Here is a 20,387-nt window from a genome sequence, read left to right on the forward strand (position 1 = left end):
AACGCCGGAACAAGCCTGTTACAGGGTATCCGTGGGCGAATTGAAGAGGATATAGAGCCCGACGCAGACCATGATGTATGGGGCGATCCGATCCATACGGGCAACGCGTGGCCCCAGGCTTTTGGCCCGAGGGGCGCCCCAGGCGGCGGTAAAGACCAGAACTGAAGCAGCCAGTGCTGCGCCAATCAAGGCGGCAACACGGTATGAAGGGGCAGAATCCGCCAATAGCGGTGTCATGACCGCGAAACTGTCAATCGACAGGCTCAGGAACAGGGTAACCACCGATGTTACGGCCCCTTTTGCCTCGGTTCCTTCAGAATTGGCCCCGACGAACTGCCGCCAGATACCGCGCAGACCAAAGACCAGTGGCACAAGACCCAGAAACCCGATCCAAAACGGCGCGCCACTCTGGTCAACGCCCAATGCGACGGTCATGGCCATTGTCAGAACGATTGTCTGTGCGACAGCAAAGCCAATAATGGCGCGGCGCTGCTCGATCACCAATACCAAACCCAGCAAGACGGCCAGATTGTCCAGATTAGTGGATATCATGGCAATCCCGGCTGAAGCGGCGAACAGCGCGTGATCAAGCATTCTTAATCTGCATTCTGTCCAGCACAGCCCGTGCCGCCCGCAATCCCGGAGCATCTCCTCCGCGCCCCAACCGTTCCATTGTCAGGTTCATCGCGAGTTTCTGAGCGTCAGGGGCGTTGGTCACATCATGCAGGGCTTTGGCGATCATTTCTGGTTGGCAATCGTTCAGCAGGCATTCAGGCACGGCGCGTGTTTCAGATACCAGATTAACCAATGTAACAGTGTCCAGCTTGACCATGCGTTCAGCCATTTTCTGGGTTAGCCAATTGAGTTTGTAGGCGATCACCATAGGTGTATTCTGCGCGGCCAGTTCCAACGAAACAGTACCCGAAGCGGCCAGCGCAATACATGCCGTGCCAAAGGCCGCGCGTTTTTCGACCGTGGCTAGCCGGGCCCCCATTTGTCGCGGGTCGAGCACTTTTGGTGCACCCGGCCAGTTTTGCGTCAGAGCGTTGACCAAATCAGTTGTCGCACCCACGGTTGGAACCACGACGCGATAACTTGGATGGTCCTTCAAAAACAGCTGCAATGCCTCACCGAACGTGTCTGCCAGACGCTCAATTTCACCCCGGCGCGATCCGGGCAGAGCCAGCAGGATTGGTGCATCGCCCAGGTCGTACTTGCTCCGGAATGCCGAAATCTCGGCCGGTGTTGCCGTCGGTTCGCTGGCGACCGGGTGGCCGACAAAGTCGCACTCCATCCCGGCCCGCTCCATGTATGGCGGCTCGAACGGAAGCAGTGCCAGCACGTGGTCGATAACCTTTGCCATTTTATCCGCCCGTCCCGGACGCCAGGCCCAGACACTGGGCGCGACGTAATGCACGGTGCGAATATCACTGGCGGCTTTGACGACTTTGGCGACACGCAGGCTGAAATCGGGGCTGTCGATGGTAATTAAGACATCCGGCTGTGTGTCCAACACAGCTTGCGCAGTCTCCGAGATTCGACGCTTGAGGTGGAAAAACTTCGGCAGAACCTCGATCAAACCCATCACCGAAAGCTCCGACATGGGAAACCGGCTGGTCAGCCCCTGAGCCGCCATCAAAGGTCCGCCCACCCCGTCGAATTCAATATCGGGGATCAGTGTTTTCAGCCCCTCCATCAACGCGCCGCCCAGCCGGTCGCCCGAAGGTTCACCGGCGACCAGAAAGACGCGCATCAGACTGCCCGCTCGCGAATATACAGGAACAGCCCAAGACGGTTACATTCGGCGATGACCTGTTCTTTTTCCAAAACCAGCACACCGCCCTTTTCCAGAACGATGCCAGACAAGCCTGCCGCGACCGCATCCGTGACGGTATCGGGCCCGATGGCAGGCAGATCAGCACGCCGGTCCTGATCGGGCTTTGGGCCTTTGAACAATATGCCGCCGCCCGCGTCCGGGCGTTGCGTCAGGGATTGAAGCATCCAGGCGGTTCCAAAGATACCCTCGACTGCCAACACCTGCCCTTTTGAGACGGCACAGGTCTGACCAATATCCGCAGCCCCCATGGCCCGCAGAATTCCGGCAGCACGGTCTGCATCTGTCATGTCACTTTCGGATGGATGCACTTCGGTCAGACAGCCCAAAGGCGGCAACAGGCTTGGGGCGATTTCCTGCGCTGACCGGACTCGCATACCGGCACCTTCCAGCAGGCCAATGATAGCCCGCAATGCTCCGTCATCACCCGACAGCATGGCCTGCTGGATCACCGGAACTAACGGCATCGTTGCCGCGTCAATACGTTTGGGATCAACCTTCGGGCGCCGAACTGCGCCGGCCATACAAATCTCGGTCACGCCCTTCGCCTGAAGCCCGGCAATAAAACTGCCAAGCTGTTCAAGCGGAAACACGATATCTGCGACCAGATCATCCGGCAGGAACCCTTCCATCGCGCAGATCAGCGGACGTTCTGCCAGTTGGGCAACCAATTCGGTCGGCAGCGCCCCGGTTCCCGCAATCAACGCAAGCATGTTCCTATTTCCTCGGTGTCAGGAACGACCGATCGCTGTGTCCGGTGACAAAATCAACGATCCGCTGCACATAGTCGCTGTCGTTACCCTGACCAAGACGGTTGGCGCGATCCATGAATGTTCCATCGCCTTCAGACAGCTCCTTGAACGCGGCACGCAATGCCGAGATGTCTTCGCGCGAAACACCTTTACGCTTGAGACCCACGAGGTTCAGACCTTCAAGCTCACCTCTGGATGCCTGTACCAGACCGTAGGGAATGACGTCCTTTGGCACCATGGTGAGCGCACCGATGATCGCCCCACGACCAACACGCACCCATTGGTGCAGGCCCGAAATGCCACCGACGATCACATCATCCTCGACGATGCAGTGACCAGCTGCCCCTGCGTGGTTCACCATGATAACCCGGTTGCCGATCTGCACGTCATGGGCCACATGAACACCTGCCATCAGCAGGCAATCATCCCCGATCCGGGTTACACCGCCGCCACCTTCGGTCCCGGTATTGATCGTCACGTGCTCGCGAATGCGGTTGCGCTGACCGATTTCAAGGCGCGTATTTTCACCGCCGAATTTCAGGTCCTGCGGAATCTCACCGATCACCGAAAAATTAAAGATCACGGTGTCTTCGCCGATCGATGTATCACCGGTCACAACAACATGAGACTTCAACTCGACGCGGTCCGCCAGTTTTACATTGGCACCCACATAGCTGAAAGGACCGACGACGCAATCCTGCCCTATCTGCGCCCCGTCTTCGATAATCGCGCTGGGGTGGATACCGCTCATGTTGTTTTTTCCATATCCCAATCGACATAGGCCGAGAATTCTGCTTCCGCTGCCACTTCACCATTAACAGTGGCCCGGCCACTGAACTTGAAAAGCTTGCCACCCTTCTTGCCGCGAACCGTTTCGACATGCATCTCCAGCACGTCGCCAGGAACAACTTTCCTGCGGAATTTGCACTTGTCTATGCTCATGAAATAGATCAGCAACTCGGTGTCGATGACATCCATCCCTACGCCCAGCATTACGCCTGCGGTCTGCGCCATCGCCTCGACGATAGTAACACCCGGCATGATCGGTGTTCCCGGGAAGTGGCCCTGGAAATGCGGCTCGTTCATGGTGACGTTCTTGATACCTCGGGCCGATTGATAGCCAGAGATGTCCACCACCTTGTCGACCAGCAAAAACGGATAACGATGCGGCAGGATCCTTTGGATCAACTGAATATCGGCACTTTTGGTTTCCGTTGTCATGATGCGGTTATCCTGTTCTGGATGTTTCTTTTTCAGCGTGGTTAGCAATACAGCCCCGCAAGGGCAAGCGAACCTATTCGCTTGTGTCCTTTTGAAGTCCGCTGCCATCGCCGATTGCTGTGTTCACGCGGATTATCGCAGCCTCTGTGATATCAGACGTGCTTACAACGACATTAGAGCGTTCGATGATCACGCTGGCACCAAATTCGCGCAGCAAATCGACAAGGATCGGGCGAACTATTTCGAAAAACGTTTGTTGCGCTTCCTCGCTGCGACGTGCCAGCGCGTCAAGCTTTGCCCTTTGCCCGTCGCGATGGGACTGAACCTTGACATCGAACGCTTCGGCCAGTGGGCGAAACTCCTCTGCTGGCATGGTCGCGCGCTTTTCGGTCAGGTCTTTTTCTTCTCGGCTGAGTTCCGCGACAATCCGTTCGTTTTCTTCCGCCAGCATCGCGCTTTCTTTTTCGATCTCGCGCAGTACGCGCTGCCCGAATGCCGAGTTCTTGAACAGCTGCTCGCCGGACAACGTGACCACGCTGGCTTGTGGAACACCCAGTTGCTGTGCTTCAGCCGAAGGGACCTGAAACAGCATCAAAAATGCACACAGGGCCCAAAGCGGGCCCTGTATCAAGGTAAAGAACCTGTTCGTCATCGCAGATCAGAACCGGGCCTGAATGGTCAGGTCAAAGTTCTGTTCCTTGTCAAACGTTTCCTTTTTCAGAGCTTTCGAAAAGTTGAACTGCAAAGGCCCAAACGGCGTCTCCCACAAGACCGAGATGCCGATTACGTGACGAATGGACCCGTCTGCACCAACGATATTTGCCCCTGCGGTGTTCACATCGTTGATGTTGTAAAGGTTCCCAACGTCGTAGAACAGACCGCCCCGCAGGCCCAGCTCCTCGGGCAGACCCAAGGGAAAATCGGTTTCAAAACGCGCGACCCAGTAATAGTTGCCGCCTATGGCATCATCCTGGCCATTGGACAAATCACGCGGGCCAAGCCCTGCAGGCTCAAAGCCGCGGAAAGTACGAGGCCCTAACACAAAGCGGTCGACGGTGCGGCTGAAATCATTTCCGCTCCAATTCAACGCACCCAATTCCAATGTGGCACGTAGTACGACTTCTTCATTCCAGACTCGCGTTTGAGCGATGCCGCGCGCGGTAGTCTTGAAATACTTGTTGTCGCCGCCAAGGCCTGCTGCGTCGACGCCCACCTCAAACAGAACGCCTGAGTTCGGGTCCAGACCACCGATCCGGCTGTCATAAATGTAGGACAGTCCCAGCGAGCTGGACGTCCGTTTGCCTTGCGCGATCTCGGACGCAATTACTGCGCCGTTGGCCTGATTGCTCTGTTGCGTCATCTCGCTGCGGTCCCAGCCATAGCGCAGCCGAAGAGCAGACAGTTCACCAATTGCATAGGTTAGTTGAGGTGTGAAAAACAACGAGCTCGTGTCGTAGCTTGCAAAGCCCGAATTGGTTGCCGACAAACCCAGTCCAAGGTCGAAACGCAGCTTGCGGCCAAGCAGATAGGGTTCGGTGAAGTTAATGGTGTACTGTTCCGAATCCTGCGCTGTTGACAGCGACACACCAAGATTCTGACCACGCCCCAGGAAATTTGCCTCGTTCAGGCCGATTGCAATCCCAAAACCGTCTGTGACCGAGTAACTGCCGCCCAGGCTCAGCGAACCTGTAGGTTGTTCTTCGACATCCACATCCAAAATGACCTGACTGGGGGACGACCCTTCCCGAGGTTCGACCTCGGCAACGGCAAAGAACCCGAGCGCATTGATGCGTTCCGCGGCCTGACGGATTTCACGCGGGTTGAAGGGGTCACCTTCTACAGTGTCGAACTGGCGGCGGATCACACGGTCCAGCGTGGTGGTGTTGCCTTCGATATCGATCCGCTCGACAAAGATCCGCGGACCCTTCGTCAGAACAAATTCGATATCCAGAGTAAGGTCGCGGTCATTGCGCGTCACACGTGGTTCCACCCGCAGGAAGTCAACACCCTGTTTCAAGCCAAGACGTTCCTGCCGCGCGATCGAGTTTTCCACCAGCGTCGGCGTATAGGTCACGCCAGGTTTGATTTTCAGCGCATCCTGATACGGCGCTGCATCAACACCAGGAATTTCGCTAACCGTCGTGATCCTTCCAAACGAGAATTTTTGGCCTTCGGTGACGTTCATCACCAGAAAGAACGCATCCCGTTCGCGGGTAAATTCGACGTTCGCGCTGTTCACACGGAAATCAACATAGCCCCGCGACAGGTAGAAATCGCGAATGACCTGTTTGTCGAATTCGATGCGGTCGCCGATAAACGTGTCGTTGCGGAAGAAAGTCCGCAGGAACGTTGCCTGTTTGGTTTCCAGAACCCGGCGCAGCCTCCGGTCCGAAAAGGCGCGGTTGCCGACAAAGCTGACGCGCTCGACCTCAATGGTTGTGCCTTCTGCCACTTCAAAAACCAGATCAACGCGATTATCGCTGCGACGGATGATGCGGGGAATGACAGTTGCCGCGACGCGACCCTGCGCCGAATACACTTCGGCAATGGTATCAGCGTCCGCTTCGGCCGCCTGAGGCGTAAAGACCCGGCGTGGTTGCGATGAGATTACATCCAGAAGAACATCGTCTTTGACGCGAGCATTCCCTTCGATGCTGATCTGGTTGATCGTTGGGTATTCCTGAACCTGAATGACCAGAGTCGTGCCGCGCGGGGTCAGTTCAACTGTCTCAAATACACCACTGTCAAGCAAACGCTGATAGGCATCGTTAAGCTGCCCGGCAGTTACAGTCTGGCCCGGTTCGATTCCGGTCCGAGCGATAATTGTTCCGGTTTCGATCCGGCGGTTCCCCTCAACATCAAACGAGTTGATCGTGTAGCTTTGCGCCGATGCCGCATGTGGAAACGCCAGTAAACTTACCGCAACAAAAAGGAAAAAAACCGTTAGCGCCTGCCACAAAATATTGTTTGTTGGCTTGTGCCCCCCGCAGGATGTGCCTGCGTCTCGCCTGTCAGTCATTTTATGCTCTACCCAGAATTTTGAGACTTTAATGCTGAGTAACGGGATTGAATGAGCTTGTCAAAAGGCGATATCGAAGCAGTCAGGCAGACAGCCACGCGACAACAGGCCTACAATTTTCCGAAGAATCACATTCCCGCGAGGTAAGCGGCTCCAGCCATTGCCAATGCTGTAACGGCAAAACTCAGCATAACGTCCCAGTTCAACATGAAGAGGAAGCTAAAGCTTTGATACGATTTTTTCAGCGTTTTGGACATGAGTGTTCCCTTTAGACGGGAATACTGTAACGCCGAAATATGGCGGGAATGCGGCTGGAATTTGCTCCAGCCGCCACATTCAGCAGAACAGGTCGTTGCTGACTGAAAACAGCATCAGCGTCAGAATGATCGCAATTCCAATGCCCATGAGCACACGCAACGCCCTGTCGCTGGGTGGTTTTCCGGCAATGGCCTCGTAGGCGTAGAAAACCAGATGCCCGCCATCCAGCGCCGGAATGGGAAACAGGTTCAACAACCCGACCGCCGTCGACAGGACAGCGATGAAAAAGATAAAGTTCTGCGCCCCCTGGCTGGCCATTGCCCCCGAGGTTTCGGCAATTCCGATTGGCCCTGAGATGTTGCAGGTACTGATTGCGCCCGTCACCATGTGCCACATGCCGGACAAGGACCCTTCGATGATGCGACCAGTCTGGATGACACCGCCCCTAAAGGAATCGAAAAGCCCGGCCGGTACGGTTGCCGGCTCCAGCATCATGCCACCGACGATTCCGATGCGCCAATGCGTGACAAAGCCACCATCAGGCTTGGGCTCGTCCGTGCGCCGCGGCGCAAGGGCAAATTCCAACTCGGACCCATCCCGCCAGACCTCAAGCAGTAAGACGCGACCGTCCGATCCTTCGACATGATCCTTTAGCTGATCGAAGGCAAAGATCGGTTCACCATTAACCGAGGTGATGACGTCCCCTTGCTTCAGCTGGATATCCATCGCCGCGCTGCGCGGGGCAACCTGACGGATCAGCGGCGGGAACATCCATGGGGCCTGAACCTCAAGGGGTTCACCATCCCGGATCACAGAATAATCCAGAACCGGCTGAACAGGCAGGTCGTCGATGAACTCCTTCCATGCGCCTTCTTCGTCATAGTCCGGCGTAGGACGACCGGCGATAGCCGTGATCACATCGCCTTCGCGTAACTCCTGCACGGTGCCTGGCAAAGGCTGCAACGCGCCAACAGTCAGGGGTTCGCGCGAAACGCCCTGCGACCAGAAGATCAGGCCAAAAACGAGAATTGACATGGCAAAGTTAAAGGCCGGGCCAGCGGCGACAGTGGCGGCTCGTGCCCATAGCGGGGCACCATGCATGGTGCGGCGCAACTCCTCAGGACTTTGGGTCGCGATGTCTTCCATCGCTTCTTCATCCTTGCCCGAGGCCGCATTGGCATCGCCCAGAAACTTCACGTATCCACCAAAAGGCAACGCCGCGATCTGCCACTTGGTTCCGCGCTTATCCTTGCGGCTCCAGAGCACCGGCCCAAACCCGAGCGAGAAGACTTCGGCATGGATACCCGACCACCGGCCCACAATGTAATGGCCATATTCATGCACGGCAACAATGACCGACAGCGCAATAACAAAGGCAACAATCGTCCACAGCAGATTGCCGAATTGCGGGATCAGGGAAAGTACGTCCAAAATTCTATCCTGCTCGTTCCATCACAGTGTTATCGACCCACTGACGTGCCAGATGGTCGGTTTGCTGTACGTTATCAAGTGTCATCGGGGCATCAATAAGGCCACCCGTTGCGTCAAATCTGTCCAATACCGCCGAGACGGTATCGGCCATATCCAGAAAACCGATCCGGTGCGCAATGAAGTGATCCAGCGCGCGTTCCTTGGCAGCGTTGAAAACTGCTCCGGCCAGCCCACCACGCTCCATCACGTCCCAGGCAAGTTTAAGGGCTGGATAGCGTGTCAGATCTGGTTCGTGAAAGCGCAGCTGTCCCAGCTTAGTCAGGTCCAGCCGTTGAACCGGCAACTCCTGCCTGTCCGGCCAGTGCAACGCATACCCAATGGCGTGGCGCATATCGGGGGCACCCATGTGTGCCATCATCGCGCCATCACAAAACCCGACCATTGCATGGACAATGGATTCGGGATGAACCAAAACTTCGATTTGATCCGGGGAAACTCCGAAATACTCTTTTGTTTCTATTACTTCCAACGCCTTGTTGAACATCGAGGCGCTGTCGATTGTGATCCGCTGGCCCATATCCCAATTCGGATGGCTGGACGCTTGTTCGACGGTGGCGTTTGCCAAATCCTTCAGCGGCCAGTCCCGGAATGCTCCGCCGCTTGCCGTGATAATCACGCGTTCGACCGCGTCGATATCTTCGCCAACCAGCGCCTGAAACACCGCCGAATGTTCACTGTCGACCGGAAGCAAACGCGCGCCATGGTTTTTTGCAGTGTCCAGAACCAATGATCCGGCGCAGACCAGTGTTTCCTTGTTGGCCAAGGCCAGTGTCGTCCCTTGTTTCAGTGCTTTGATCCCAGGTGCAAGGCCCGCTGCGCCGACGATAGCCGACATCACCCAATCCGCCGGACGCGCGGCAGCCTCGTCGATCGCGCGCGCTCCGGCCGCCACTTCGACCCCACTGCCCGCCAAGGCGGCGCGCAGGTCCTCCAACCTGTCTTCATGCGCCGTGACAGCCAGATCAGCGCGCAACCGACGAGCGTCATCGGCAAGTTGTCGAATATTCGCGCCGCCGGTAAGCGCCACCACATCATAATCTTCGGGATTACGCGAAATCAGATCAAGCGTGTTTTGCCCGATCGAACCCGTGGCCCCAAGAACGGAAATCCGGCGCATTACATCTCACCCGGCGTGTACAGTAGCCCTGCAATCAGAACAAACACCGCGGCCCCCATCATGCCGTCAAACCGATCCAGAAAACCGCCATGACCCGGGATCAGGTTCGAGCTGTCCTTGACCCCGAACTTACGTTTGATCGCGCTTTCGATTATGTCACCCGCCTGACTGGCCATTGATGCGAAAACGGAAACAACAACAAAGGCAAATCCGAAACCCGCGTGGCTTGCGAAGGCGATACCGACACAGGCTGCGGCAGCCCATCCGCCCGCCGTTCCCGACCATGTTTTCTTGGGGCTGACCTTTGGCCAGAACTTGGGTCCACCGACCATTTTACCCACAAAATAGCCCGCCACATCGGTGGCAACTACCACCGTGATCAGCCAGACCATCCAGCCAAAACCCGAGTTTTCACGAATGGAAATGAAACCCAGCCCAGCCGCAACAATCCAGATCGCGAACATGCCGTACAAGGTTTTCGAGCGGCTGATCTGTCCCATACCCACCAAAGCCGGCGCAATCACGACAGGGAGCGTGTACAGCGCTGGCAGGTGGTAGCTGAGGATAACCGCAAACGCAGTCAGAACGCCCAGCTGGACGGCCACACCCTGGCTTTCTGGGTCGATCATCCGAACCAGTTCCCAGGTCATCAGGCCACAAGCAGCCGCAATGAAGACCTCGAACCAGAGACCGCCAAGCCAGACTTCGATGGCCCCTATCGCAACCAGAACGGCGGCAGAAAGGACCCGGCTCGTCAGATCAGACCACCGGCCATCACTCATGCCAGAACCGCCCCGTAACGGCGTTCTCTGGCCCCATAGTTGCGACAAAGCCTTTCGAGTTCCACCGCGGTGAAATCCGGCCACAAGGTATCTATGAATTCGTACTCGGAATAGGCGGACTGCCACAGCAGAAAGTTCGAAATCCGTGCTTCGCCACTGGTCCGAATGACAAGATCAGGATCCGGAAGAACGCGTGTATCCAGATACTTTGGTAACGTTTCTTCATCCACATCCTCGGGTTTGAGCCGCCCGTCGGCCACATCCCGCGCAAGGCGTTTGGTGGCACGTGCCACCTCGTCCCGACCGCCATAGTTCAGGGCGACCGTCAGATGAACAAGGTCGTTGTCCTTGGTTTCTTCTTCCAGTGAATCCATCAATTCGGTCAGTTTCGAATCCAACCGTACCCGATCACCAATGAACCGAACCCGGATGCCATTATCCGCCAGGGTCCGTGTCTCCTTGATGATGTAGCGCCGAAACAGGCTCATCAACCCGGCCACCTCAACCTGCGTTCGCTTCCAGTTCTCGGTCGAGAATGCAAACACCGTCAGGTACTTGATCCCCAGATGCGGGCAGGCCTCGACAACCTCGCGTACGCGCCGCGCTCCGGCATGGTGCCCAAACAGCCTTGGGCGACCACGCGCCTGTGCCCAGCGGCCATTGCCATCCATAATGATAGCGACATGGCGCGGGCCGCAGACCGGATCGGTTTGGGGATCTTTCGGCATCAGACCAGATCAGAACTGCATAATTTCAGTTTGCTTGGTTTCAAGCGCTGTATCGACTGCCTTGATCATCGCATCCGTCAGATCCTGCACTTCGCTTTCCCACAGCTTCTGATCGTCTTCAGACATACCGTCCGCCTTTGCCTTCTTGATCTGATCCATGCCATCCCGGCGCACATTGCGGATCGCGATCCGGGCGCTTTCCGCATATTGGCCGGCGACCTTGCCCAGTTCACGGCGACGCTCTTCGTTCAACTCGGGAATCGGCAGCATGATGATGGTGCCGTTCAGCTGCGGGTTGATGCCCAGGCCGCTTTCGCGAATGGCTTTTTCAACCTTCCCGACCAATGACTTATCCCACACATTTATAGTGACCATGCGCGGCTCTGGCACGTTGACGGTGCCCACCTGGTTGATCGGTGTCATCGAACCATATGCGTCGACCATGACAGGTTCCAGCATTGAGGCCGATGCGCGCCCGGTTCTCAGCGAGGCAAATTCGGTTCTCAGATTGACCATTGCGCCATCCATGCGGCGTTTCAGGTCATCGGTGTCCAGTTCGAAGTCGTCAGACATGCTGCTCACTCCCCGTATTCAGGTACTCTTTGGATGGGTCTTACGCCATCACATTTGGGATGTATAGCAATCATGAGGCGGTTTTGTACCAATGGCCAGAGGTGTTGCGATCATTTTGTACCAAACGCGCCTCTCCCAAACCCAACCCGGCGCATCAGGTCAGGTTTGCGTCGTCCTCTGGGCTCAGGTATTTACATCGACAACAACGCGCCCTTTGACTTGCCCTTTCAGGATATCGGCACCCAATTGCGGAAGGTCGGACAAAGCCGCCGGTTGAATCATGGCCTCAAGCTTTTCCATCGGCAGGTCGGTCGCGATCCTTTTCCAGGCACGAACCCGGTTTTCATAAGGCTGCATCACACTGTCGATGCCAAGAAGGTTCACACCGCGCAGCAGGAAGGGAATCACCGTTGCAGGCAGCGCCGCGCCACCCGCCAGACCAACGGCCGCGACCGAACAGCCGTATTTCATTTGCCCAAGCACACGCGCCAGCATCGCGCCGCCCACGGCATCCACGCAGCCCGCCCAGGTTTCACTTTCCAACGGGCGCTTGGTTGTCTCATTCAGCTCATCGCGAGGCACTATTGTCGTTGCGCCCAGCGATTTCAGATAGTCTCCGGTTTCGGGCCGCCCGGTCACGGCGGCCACCTGATAGCCGAGATGACCCAGAATGGCTGTCGCCACCGACCCGACACCACCGGCCGCCCCGGTTACCAGAACCGGGCCGCGATCGGGGGTCAGGCCATGATCCTCCAACGCCATCACGGCCAGCATCGCGGTAAACCCGGCAGTCCCAACAGCCATCGCCCGCCGGGCATCGAGCCCATCCGGCAGAGGCACAAGCCAGTCCGCTTTGGCACTAGTTTTCTGCGAATAACCACCCCAGTGCGCTTCACCTACCCGCCACCCGGTCAGAACGACCTTGTCACCGGGCTTGTAACGCGCGTCGGAAGATGCCTCGACGGTACCGGCATAATCAATTCCGGGGACATGCGGATACGCCCGCACCAAACCGCCCCCCTTGGGGGACAGACACAGACCGTCCTTGTAGTTCACTGTGGAATATTCAACCGCGACCGTGACGTCGCCATGGGGCAGATCATCCAGCGTGAGCTGCCTGACCGACGCGCTCGCCAAACCGCTTTCTTCGTCCTTGTCCATCACAAGTGCATTGAACATCTCTCAATTCCTTTCGTGTTTCTGTAACCGGCCCGTTGCTTCACCTGGCCCTAAATATCCCGGGGGAGTCGCGCAGCGACGGGGGCAGCGCCCCCAAATCCCCTTTAAATCCAGAAATGTGACTGCACGGTCGCGCGGCGCATTCCATCTGGCGTTTCCACGTCCAGCTCCGTTCCCGAATCCCAATGGCTCAGTCGTACCATGCCAATGGCGACGTTGGTGTTGAAATCGGGTGACCACGCGGTCGAGGTCACCTGCCCCACACGCTTGCCGTCCGCGTAAAGGCCCCAAGGTCGGTCACAGCCCGGCACCGGATCGCCCCCAATGGCGACGGGGCGGATTTGCTGAACAGGCCCCTCCTTGGCCACACGCAGCAACGCGTCCCTGCCGATACAGCCAATCGCGGTATGTGTATTGCAGAACTTGCCCAAACCGCACTCATGCGGGGTGTTGTCGTCGGTCATGTCATTGCCATAAGACAGCAGACCACCTTCAATCCGTTCGATTAGGTTCGGGCATCCGGCGCGCACCTGCAAATCTTCCCCTGCTGCAAACAGGGCGTTCCACAGGGGCATGCCGATATCGCTGCCTTCCACATAAATCTCGAACCCGCCTTGTTTGGAATAGCCCGATCGCGCCACAGCCAGATCGCGACCTTCAAACTGGAACATATCGAATTTGAAGAACCGGATGTCGCGCACCCGGTCGCCAAAGACACGCGCCATCAGAGCGTCGGCTTTGGGACCCTGAACAGCAAGAGGTGACACATCCGGTTCGTCTACCAGCACATCCAGACGATATCCAACGGCGATTCCCTTGACCCACAACAACAGATCGCTGTCAGCGATTGAAATCCACCAGCGGTCTTCGGACAGTTTTACCGCAACCGGGTCATTCAGCATACCGCCGGTTTCATCGACGATGGGGACATAGAAACATTGCCCCGGCAACATCCCCCGCAAATCGCGCGGGGTCAGCATCTGCATCAGGCGCGCGGCGTCCGGTCCGCGTAGCTCGATCTGCCGCTCGCATGCGACATCCCAGACCTGCACGTGGGATTTCAGGTGCCGGTAATCGGCTTGGACGCTTTCGAAGACCGTGGGCAACAGCATACGGTTATAAACCGTGTATCCTTTGACCCCTGCGGCCTCGACCCCTTCTGAAAACGGTGTGCGCCGCAAGCGGCGAGAGGCGGAAATCTGCGGCATTCAAACCTCCTTGGGCATAAAGACGATATCGCTGACGGGCGCTTGCGACCCAACTTCGGTCAGAATCTTGCGCATTTGACCCCGGTGGTGGGTCTGATGGTTGAAGAAATGGATCACATAGTTTTCGTAAGGCATTGTGACATCGACCTCTTTTACGACTAAGCAACAGGAGAGTGGCCCGATAAACAGGTCAGTTCCTGATGCGACAGCTAATGCAGAAACTCGGCCAACTGCGAGTTTTGCCAGTGTTTTTGGCGCGCCACATCTTGCGCAAACGCGCCTGTGATCATCATTTGGGCCCGTGCCAATCAATCGGGCAAATCTCAGCGGACTTGCCGCCAAAATCCCAAACGCGACCGTAGTCGCGCACTTTCGATTTGGTGCCGCGCGCCACGATGATGTCCGGTCCCATCCAGTATTTTGAGTTTGAAACCATCACGGGATGCTCGGGGTCTTTGCCCGCCAACATCTCGATCTCACCCTGAATCTTGCGACCGATCATGATGCGGCGTTTGGTGCCGTCGCGCTCGATCTGAACCGGCGCCCGTTCGGCCCCGATGATTTCGCTGACGAGCATGGTGAACAGACCGGTGGTACCGCCCGCCTGCCCGCTGAAGATTTGCAGCAGTCCGTTATAGGCTTTGCCGCTGGCGCGTTCGTCGACGTAAGCCGCCACTTTCCACTGGCCTTCACCCATCCGGCCGGGAATATCCACAAGCAGGCCGACATTCAGACCTGACAGGTCCTCGCCCTCATAATGGCCCTCATCAACGATAATACCCATCCAGGCATGGCAATGCCCTTCGGTCGGAGGGTGCGCGCCCAGTGAAACGACGCAGGGACAGAACACATCACACGAGCAGTTCAGGATCAACTCACCCTTGATGGCCCAGTCCGTCGGACTCATCTCGCGCCGTTTGGGATTGGGTATCCGGCTGTCGATGCGTTGGCTGACGGGCAACCGGTCGGCGTCTGGTTTTCTGTTCTTAGCCATTGGCTTATCCTCCGTAGCTAATTGGATAAACGAGCAGAACAAGACCGCCCGCAATCAGCGCAAACCCCATTGGCCGGGTCACAGCATGCCCGATCTGGGGAAGTTTCTCCAATACCATGAACAGGGTCGCAAGACCCATCCACAACAGGCTCATGACGCCGCCCACAAATCCCAGCGCCATGAAACCCCAGCAGCATCCGACGCAGAAGGCACCAAGGCCCAGCCCCATGCGAACACCGCCCGCAAATCCGGTTTTCCAATGGCCCAAGAAATAGGTCATCGGGGCGTGGCACACGCCATGGCAGACCTCTTTTACGCGCGAGAACTGAAACGCGCCAACCGCGATCATCAACCCGCCCGCAACCCAGCCGGATCTGGCAATGCCCAGCATGTCGATCACGCCACCAAACAGCAAAGCCAGTTGCGTTCCCGCGATCACAGCCGCAAATCCGACCCAAACCAAAGAGTACCCTGTAAGCACACCCAGCCACCCGGCACGGGTGCCATTGGCGCTTTGGATCAGGTCGTCATAGCTGCGCAGGGTCGGAACAAGCGTCGGCAGCATCATGGCCGCCATCATGATCGCCCACATCCAGAACAGCGTGCCAAACTCGGCCATCGGCATGTACATATCCATGCGCGGGTCCATGGCAGCCATCGCCTGCCCCATGGGTCCCGGACGACCGATCAGGTCAAGATCCATGTCGCGGCCCATCGCGAACAACACCCACCATGCCCACAGGATCAGGACATAAAAGCCCAGCCACATTCCGCTGCGCAGCCAAGTACGACTCACTTCGGCCTCCCGACTCAACTCTCTTGCTTTTCAAATGTCAGACTTTTAAATGTCAGACAAATAAAAATTTGCTCAGGGTCTTCTGAACATGAAAACCGCGCCTCGGAAAACCGCCGACCTGTCTGCCCAGATTGCACATGCCATCCGGGACGCGATTGTCTCAGGCGAGTTGATCGTGGATGCGCGCCTGCCCTCGGAAGCGGAACTTTCCGAGCAATTTCAAGTCTCGCGCCCAACTGTGCGTGAGGCTTTGAAACGACTGGCGGCACAATCCCTGATCCGCACGCAGCGTGGCGCAACCGGAGGTGCGTTCGTAAACCGTCTGAGTTTCGAAGATGCCTATTCGCAGCAGATCACGACCTCGACCCTGCTGCTGTCGATGAACGCGGTCAGCTTTGATACGGCCTGCGAGGCCCGCTATGCGCTGGAGCGGGCCTGTGCCCCCCTGTCTGCCCAAAGACGAACGGCGGATCAGCTTGCCACGATGCGGGCGGAAATCTTTCGCCAGGCTCAGCCCGGTCTGACGGATGAGGCGTTTTGTGCCTCAGACGTCACCTTCCACAGGGCTTTGGTAGACGGGGCCGACAACCCTGTCCTGTCCTATCAACTGGCTGGCGCGGTCGAGGCGATGCAGCCTTTGATGAACATGATTACCTTCACAGCTCGGTCGCGCGAAGAAATCATCGCAATGCACACCAGAATTGCGGACGCGCTTGAGGCCAGAGACGCAGATATTGTCGACACGGCGTTGGTCGACCTGGAGCATTACACACAGCAACTGGCCCACGATGTGGCCGAACGCAAACGCAAACCGGCCTGAAGGCTTAGACGGAAACATACTTTCAAAGGCAGAGGTACGAGCAGGCAGAATGTCATCCGGCGCCAAGACCGGAACTCTCAATAAGAATTGAATGACAATGATTTACGGGAGGACGTTATGAACAAAAGACCGGACCCAACCTTTTATCCGTCGGCCAAGCTGGCGATGGAAGGCCCCGCTGAAACGCTTGCATTCACGCTGATGCTCAGCCCCGATTTTTCGCAACCCGACGGGCTGGCAGTTGTGAATGTCGATCCGACCTCGGCCGATTTCGGGAAGATCGTGCACCAGGTGATCATGCCCGAAAAAGGCGACGAGTTTCACCATTTCGGTTGGAATGCCTGTTCCTCGTCGCTGTCACCGCTCAGCGGTCATGCGTTTCTGGAACGTCGCTATCTGATCATCCCCGGTATCCGTTCCAGCCGGATATATATCATCGATGTAAAGAACCCGCTTGAGGCGAAGATTCATAAGATCATCGAACCCGAGGAAGTCTTTGATAAAACCGGGTATTCACGACCGCACACGATCCATTGCGGGCCGGAAGGCATCTATGTCAGCACGCTGGGCGGCGGCGGCGAGGACGGCACCGATGGCCCTCCGGGTATTTTCATCATGGATTGTGAAACCTTCGAGATCATCGGGCGCTATGAGATCGAGCGCGGCGTGCAGGACAAGCACTATGATTTCTGGTGGAATCTGCCGCGCGATTACATGGTCAGTTCCGAATGGGGCCTTCCCCCGCAATTTGAAAACGGGCTGGTGGCCGCGGATCTGCTTTCGAACAAATACGGTCATCGAATCCATTTCTGGAACCTGCGCAACCGGACCAATATTCAGACCATCGATCTGGGCGAAAACCACCAGATGGCGCTGGAAATCCGGCCCGCGCATGACCCGGTCAAACAATACGGGTTCTGCGGCGTTGTCGTTGATACAACCAACCTGCAAGGCGCGATATTTACCTGGTGGCGCAACGACGATGGCACGTTCGAAGCCAAGAAAACGATCACCATCGACCCGCAACCCGCTGATCCTGATGATCTTCCTGATCTTCTCAAGGGGTTTGCCGCGGTACCGCCACTGGTCACCGATATCGACCTGAGCCTGGATGACAAATACCTTTATGTCGCCTGCTGGGGCACCGGTGAGATGCATCAATATGATGTGTCCGATCCGATGAACCCGACCCTTGCCGGGAAGGTCGAAATCGGAGGGATTGTCAAAAAGACCAAACATCCGAACGGTCAGACCTTTGGCTATGGCCCGCAAATGGTCGAGATCAGCCGCGATGGTAAACGCGTCTATTGGACCAATTCGCTTTATTCCACGTGGGATGATCAGTTCTATCCCGAAGAAGGCGGTGCGGCCATGGTCAAGGCGGATGTCGGCGACAATGGCGGGCTGGTTTTGGACCCGAAGTTCTGGGTCGATTTCCCCAAAGGATATCGCAGCCACCAAATCCGGCTGGAGGGCGGAGATTGTTCAACCGACAGTTTCTGTTACCCTTCGGTCTGAATTGGAAATCCTGATGACATCAACGGCTGGCCTTTGGCTGGCCGTTGTTCTGAGCGGCGCGTATCACGGGCTGAACCCCGGGATGGGCTGGCCGCTGGCGGTTTCGTCAGCCCTGATGGAGCAGCGCCAATCCGCCCTCTGGCGCGCGCTGGCAGCTTTGGCCGGCGGGCATTTTGTTGCCATGTTGGGTGTCCTTCTGCCCTTTGCCATGATGGCCGTTTTGGTCGATTATCAACGGGAAATCCGCATCGGGGCTGCGTTGATTGTCATCGCGATGGGGCTTTACATTGCGATCACCCGCCGTCACCCCCGTTTTCTGTCGCGCATACCACCCAGCAAACTGGCGCTGTGGTCGTTTCTCGTGGCTCTTGCGCACGGGGCCGCCCTTATGCTGGTTCCGATCTATCTGGGCCTGTGCCAGCTGGATGAACTGGATGCCGGTCATCAGGCGATTTCCAAAATCATGACAACAAACGGTCTGCTGGTTCTGGGGGTCGCGGCCTTGCATACCGCCGCCATGGTTCTGGGCGGAGGGTTTCTGGCCTTCGCTGTTTATCGTTGGCTGGGGCTGCGTTTCCTGTCCCGCAGCTGGTTCAACCTTGAACTCATCTGGGCGCTCAGCCTTGTTTTGGTCGGTCTTTTGGGGCTGTGGTCGGCGGTTTAATCGCTTTCCTTTGGGTCGCAACACACTATCCTTAGGTGCTGATACCGCAATTCAATGAGGCCCGGATGATCACGACCCTGAATGTCATTGCCGCGTTGCTGACAATCGGTTTTGGCCTGTTCGGCTTTCTGGCACCAGCTCATACCGCCAACGCGCTGGATCTGGCACCCACCAACAGCACCATGGGTCTGAGCGAACTGCGCGCTTCGGTCGGAGGGCTGTTTGTCGTCTCGGGCATTGCTGTCATCTGGCTGAATTCTCCGATGGCCTACACGATGCTGGGCATTGCCTATGCCGGTGCCGCACTGGGCCGCTTCCTGTCACTGGCGCTGGATAACCCGCCTTTTTTGAAGGCAGCGACTTTTGGAGGAATCGAACTGGTGCTGGCGATATGGTTGATCGCCGCAAACTTCAATAGGGCCGCGTAACGCTCTGTAATTAAAGCCAACAAAGATGTGCAATCCGGGTTTGCATCCGTCGCTGACCTCACCTATATATGAGGTGTCCTTCGGGACTATGGACATAAACGCGCTCGTAATAAGCGGATCGGACCCGGGGGCGGTACCCGGCGGCTCCACCAAAATCCTTCGTTTGAGGATCACGGGGCCGAAACAGGATCGACGAACGTCTAAAGGGGTAAGCTTTGTCTCGGCTGTCTGCCACCGTTACCGGCGAAAACAGTACAATTGCAAACGACAATCGTGCTCCGGTTGCAGTTGCTGCGTAAGCAGTAACAAGACCGAAACTTAAGTCCTTGCGCCTAGCCGCGTAAGGCGGGGTTCGCAGGTACCTGGCAACAGAAACCTGCACTTCCCCCCAATATGTCTGAGATTTATGCCGCCTTTGCGCAGGTTCAGAGTTTGTTCATTCCTTTTTGCCATCGTGTTCGCAGTTGGACAGGAGCGTTGGGATGACGAATTCAGAGATACTCAGATCCTGGTATTCTGAGGTATGGGAAAACGGAAACACCGAGGCGATCGATCAGTTCTTTGCGCCAGAAACCATGGCCGAGGGGCTGATCCCCGAAATGCAGGTGGGTGCAGACGATTTTCGGGATCTCGTCACGGCATTTCGCCATGTCCTGGGGGATATCAAGGTGGATTTGCCCAAGATCATCGAGAACGGCGATTGGGTATCCGCCATCCTGCATGTGCAGACGTGCCGGGCCGATAATGGTGCCCCTTTGGAGGTCACCGGTCAGGTCATGGCCCGGTTCAAAAACAATAAGATGGTCGAAGCGTATAATCATTTCGATTTCATCTCGTTTTTTGAAGAGATGGGTCAGTTTCCTGCCGACACCCTTCCGGTGTGCATGACCGGTCAGAGGCTCGACTGGGCCTGACGGTTCAAACCGCAAACTTGACCGCCTACGTTCTTGCGCGGTAGCACTGACGCAGGGGGTCAGCTTGCGAACACCCCGTGAGGCGTCAGCC

At 56.9% G+C, this 20,387-nt stretch carries 23 protein-coding genes and 1 other RNA gene; 6 read left to right on the plus strand and 18 right to left on the minus strand.

All coding sequences use genetic code 11. The features are described from left to right. Positions 1–18: 18 nt before the first annotated feature. The 18 genes from I9188_RS03130 to I9188_RS03210 form a co-directional block, all read right to left on the minus strand. The gene (locus I9188_RS03130; protein WP_209503977.1) at positions 19–594 is read right to left on the minus strand and encodes a hypothetical protein; all 576 of its coding nucleotides are present in this window, start codon (positions 592–594) and stop codon (positions 19–21) included. Then, positions 587–1,753 carry a lipid-A-disaccharide synthase gene (gene lpxB, locus I9188_RS03135; protein WP_209503978.1) on the minus strand — a complete coding sequence of 389 codons (1,167 nt, stop codon included), beginning with the start codon at positions 1,751–1,753 and terminating at the stop codon, positions 587–589. Before lpxB ends, I9188_RS03130 begins: the two co-directional genes overlap by 8 nt. Continuing rightward, positions 1,753–2,547 (minus strand): UDP-2,3-diacylglucosamine diphosphatase LpxI, encoded by a 795-nt coding sequence (gene lpxI / locus I9188_RS03140; protein ID WP_209503979.1) that lies wholly within the window; start codon positions 2,545–2,547, stop codon positions 1,753–1,755. Before lpxI ends, lpxB begins: the two co-directional genes overlap by 1 nt. 4 nt (positions 2,548–2,551) lie before the next feature. Next, complete coding sequence (gene lpxA / locus I9188_RS03145) at positions 2,552–3,337, minus strand: acyl-ACP--UDP-N-acetylglucosamine O-acyltransferase (RefSeq protein WP_209503980.1); 786 nt, start codon at positions 3,335–3,337, stop codon at positions 2,552–2,554. Beyond that, a complete protein-coding gene (gene fabZ, locus I9188_RS03150) occupies positions 3,334–3,807 on the minus strand; it encodes a 3-hydroxyacyl-ACP dehydratase FabZ (protein WP_209504892.1) in 474 nt (157 codons plus the stop codon). The genes lpxA and fabZ overlap by 4 nt, the downstream gene beginning before the upstream one ends. 73 nt (positions 3,808–3,880) lie before the next feature. Then, complete coding sequence (locus I9188_RS03155; protein ID WP_209503981.1) at positions 3,881–4,459, minus strand: OmpH family outer membrane protein; 579 nt, start codon at positions 4,457–4,459, stop codon at positions 3,881–3,883. Positions 4,460–4,465: 6 nt separating this feature from the next. Next, positions 4,466–6,826, minus strand: coding sequence for an outer membrane protein assembly factor BamA (bamA, locus tag I9188_RS03160; RefSeq protein WP_209503982.1), 2,361 nt, complete (start codon positions 6,824–6,826; stop codon positions 4,466–4,468). 128 nt (positions 6,827–6,954) lie between these two features. After that, positions 6,955–7,083 (minus strand): hypothetical protein, encoded by a 129-nt coding sequence (locus tag I9188_RS20360; protein WP_267364732.1) that lies wholly within the window; start codon positions 7,081–7,083, stop codon positions 6,955–6,957. A gap of 79 nt (positions 7,084–7,162) precedes the next feature. Further along, positions 7,163–8,515 carry an RIP metalloprotease RseP gene (gene rseP / locus I9188_RS03165; RefSeq protein WP_209503983.1) on the minus strand — a complete coding sequence of 451 codons (1,353 nt, stop codon included), beginning with the start codon at positions 8,513–8,515 and terminating at the stop codon, positions 7,163–7,165. Between the two features lie 4 nt (positions 8,516–8,519). Beyond that, entirely contained in the window at positions 8,520–9,692 is a 1,173-nt protein-coding gene (gene dxr, locus I9188_RS03170; RefSeq protein WP_209503984.1) for a 1-deoxy-D-xylulose-5-phosphate reductoisomerase, read from the minus strand. Beyond that, positions 9,692–10,474, minus strand: a complete 783-nt coding sequence (locus tag I9188_RS03175; protein ID WP_209503985.1) for a phosphatidate cytidylyltransferase — start codon at positions 10,472–10,474, stop codon at positions 9,692–9,694. Before I9188_RS03175 ends, dxr begins: the two co-directional genes overlap by 1 nt. Further along, on the minus strand, positions 10,471–11,202 hold the full coding sequence (locus tag I9188_RS03180) for an isoprenyl transferase (protein ID WP_209503986.1): 732 nt from the start codon (positions 11,200–11,202) through the stop codon (positions 10,471–10,473). Before I9188_RS03180 ends, I9188_RS03175 begins: the two co-directional genes overlap by 4 nt. A gap of 9 nt (positions 11,203–11,211) precedes the next feature. Beyond that, positions 11,212–11,775: a ribosome recycling factor gene (gene frr / locus I9188_RS03185; RefSeq protein ID WP_209503987.1), complete on the minus strand. Its 564-nt coding sequence runs from the start codon at positions 11,773–11,775 to the stop codon at positions 11,212–11,214. Positions 11,776–11,958: 183 nt separating this feature from the next. Next, positions 11,959–12,954 carry an acryloyl-CoA reductase gene (gene acuI, locus I9188_RS03190; protein WP_209503988.1) on the minus strand — a complete coding sequence of 332 codons (996 nt, stop codon included), beginning with the start codon at positions 12,952–12,954 and terminating at the stop codon, positions 11,959–11,961. Positions 12,955–13,058: 104 nt separating this feature from the next. Next, entirely contained in the window at positions 13,059–14,162 is a 1,104-nt protein-coding gene (locus I9188_RS03195; protein WP_209503989.1) for a dimethylsulfoniopropionate demethylase, read from the minus strand. Continuing rightward, positions 14,163–14,297, minus strand: a complete 135-nt coding sequence (locus I9188_RS03200; protein WP_209503990.1) for a DinB family protein — start codon at positions 14,295–14,297, stop codon at positions 14,163–14,165. A gap of 154 nt (positions 14,298–14,451) precedes the next feature. After that, positions 14,452–15,156 (minus strand): DUF1326 domain-containing protein, encoded by a 705-nt coding sequence (locus tag I9188_RS03205; protein ID WP_209503991.1) that lies wholly within the window; start codon positions 15,154–15,156, stop codon positions 14,452–14,454. A gap of 4 nt (positions 15,157–15,160) precedes the next feature. Next, entirely contained in the window at positions 15,161–15,925 is a 765-nt protein-coding gene (locus I9188_RS03210; protein ID WP_209599586.1) for a DUF2182 domain-containing protein, read from the minus strand. Positions 15,926–16,040: 115 nt separating this feature from the next. On the opposite strand from I9188_RS03210, the gene I9188_RS03215 reads away from it, so the two are divergent. From I9188_RS03215 to I9188_RS03240, 6 genes are all read left to right on the plus strand, one after another. After that, positions 16,041–16,772, plus strand: a complete 732-nt coding sequence (locus tag I9188_RS03215; protein ID WP_209503992.1) for a GntR family transcriptional regulator — start codon at positions 16,041–16,043, stop codon at positions 16,770–16,772. A gap of 117 nt (positions 16,773–16,889) precedes the next feature. Continuing rightward, a complete protein-coding gene (locus I9188_RS03220) occupies positions 16,890–18,290 on the plus strand; it encodes a selenium-binding protein SBP56-related protein (RefSeq protein WP_209503993.1) in 1,401 nt (466 codons plus the stop codon). A gap of 13 nt (positions 18,291–18,303) precedes the next feature. Next, a complete protein-coding gene (locus tag I9188_RS03225) occupies positions 18,304–18,954 on the plus strand; it encodes a hypothetical protein (RefSeq protein ID WP_209503994.1) in 651 nt (216 codons plus the stop codon). Positions 18,955–19,019: 65 nt separating this feature from the next. Next, positions 19,020–19,382, plus strand: coding sequence for a DUF4345 family protein (locus tag I9188_RS03230; protein ID WP_209503995.1), 363 nt, complete (start codon positions 19,020–19,022; stop codon positions 19,380–19,382). Positions 19,383–19,418: 36 nt separating this feature from the next. Beyond that, positions 19,419–19,765, plus strand: a transfer-messenger RNA (tmRNA) gene (gene ssrA / locus I9188_RS03235). A 99-nt stretch (positions 19,766–19,864) separates the two neighbouring features. Then, positions 19,865–20,296: an ester cyclase gene (locus tag I9188_RS03240; protein WP_209503996.1), complete on the plus strand. Its 432-nt coding sequence runs from the start codon at positions 19,865–19,867 to the stop codon at positions 20,294–20,296. Positions 20,297–20,387: the final 91 nt, after the last annotated feature.

It is taken from the genome of Ruegeria sp. HKCCSA071, assembly GCF_017872555.1.
In the GTDB taxonomy this organism is placed as follows: Bacteria; Pseudomonadota; Alphaproteobacteria; order Rhodobacterales; family Rhodobacteraceae; genus Ruegeria.

Coding starts and splice junctions, on each gene's coding strand:
- I9188_RS03130 (WP_209503977.1), bottom strand. CDS start 594: ATGCTTGATCACGCGCTGTTCGCCGCTTCAGCCGGGATTGCCATGATA.
- lpxB (WP_209503978.1), bottom strand. CDS start 1,753: ATGCGCGTCTTTCTGGTCGCCGGTGAACCTTCGGGCGACCGGCTGGGC.
- lpxI (WP_209503979.1), bottom strand. CDS start 2,547: ATGCTTGCGTTGATTGCGGGAACCGGGGCGCTGCCGACCGAATTGGTT.
- lpxA (WP_209503980.1), bottom strand. CDS start 3,337: ATGAGCGGTATCCACCCCAGCGCGATTATCGAAGACGGGGCGCAGATA.
- fabZ (WP_209504892.1), bottom strand. CDS start 3,807: ATGACAACGGAAACCAAAAGTGCCGATATTCAGTTGATCCAAAGGATC.
- I9188_RS03155 (WP_209503981.1), bottom strand. CDS start 4,459: ATGACGAACAGGTTCTTTACCTTGATACAGGGCCCGCTTTGGGCCCTG.
- bamA (WP_209503982.1), bottom strand. CDS start 6,826: ATGACTGACAGGCGAGACGCAGGCACATCCTGCGGGGGGCACAAGCCA.
- I9188_RS20360 (WP_267364732.1), bottom strand. CDS start 7,083: ATGTCCAAAACGCTGAAAAAATCGTATCAAAGCTTTAGCTTCCTCTTC.
- dxr (WP_209503984.1), bottom strand. CDS start 9,692: ATGCGCCGGATTTCCGTTCTTGGGGCCACGGGTTCGATCGGGCAAAAC.
- I9188_RS03175 (WP_209503985.1), bottom strand. CDS start 10,474: ATGAGTGATGGCCGGTGGTCTGATCTGACGAGCCGGGTCCTTTCTGCC.
- I9188_RS03180 (WP_209503986.1), bottom strand. CDS start 11,202: ATGCCGAAAGATCCCCAAACCGATCCGGTCTGCGGCCCGCGCCATGTC.
- frr (WP_209503987.1), bottom strand. CDS start 11,775: ATGTCTGACGACTTCGAACTGGACACCGATGACCTGAAACGCCGCATG.
- acuI (WP_209503988.1), bottom strand. CDS start 12,954: ATGTTCAATGCACTTGTGATGGACAAGGACGAAGAAAGCGGTTTGGCG.
- I9188_RS03195 (WP_209503989.1), bottom strand. CDS start 14,162: ATGCCGCAGATTTCCGCCTCTCGCCGCTTGCGGCGCACACCGTTTTCA.
- I9188_RS03200 (WP_209503990.1), bottom strand. CDS start 14,297: ATGCCTTACGAAAACTATGTGATCCATTTCTTCAACCATCAGACCCAC.
- I9188_RS03205 (WP_209503991.1), bottom strand. CDS start 15,156: ATGGCTAAGAACAGAAAACCAGACGCCGACCGGTTGCCCGTCAGCCAA.
- I9188_RS03210 (WP_209599586.1), bottom strand. CDS start 15,925: ATGTGGCTGGGCTTTTATGTCCTGATCCTGTGGGCATGGTGGGTGTTG.
- I9188_RS03215 (WP_209503992.1), top strand. CDS start 16,041: ATGAAAACCGCGCCTCGGAAAACCGCCGACCTGTCTGCCCAGATTGCA.
- I9188_RS03220 (WP_209503993.1), top strand. CDS start 16,890: ATGAACAAAAGACCGGACCCAACCTTTTATCCGTCGGCCAAGCTGGCG.
- I9188_RS03225 (WP_209503994.1), top strand. CDS start 18,304: ATGACATCAACGGCTGGCCTTTGGCTGGCCGTTGTTCTGAGCGGCGCG.
- I9188_RS03230 (WP_209503995.1), top strand. CDS start 19,020: ATGATCACGACCCTGAATGTCATTGCCGCGTTGCTGACAATCGGTTTT.
- I9188_RS03240 (WP_209503996.1), top strand. CDS start 19,865: ATGACGAATTCAGAGATACTCAGATCCTGGTATTCTGAGGTATGGGAA.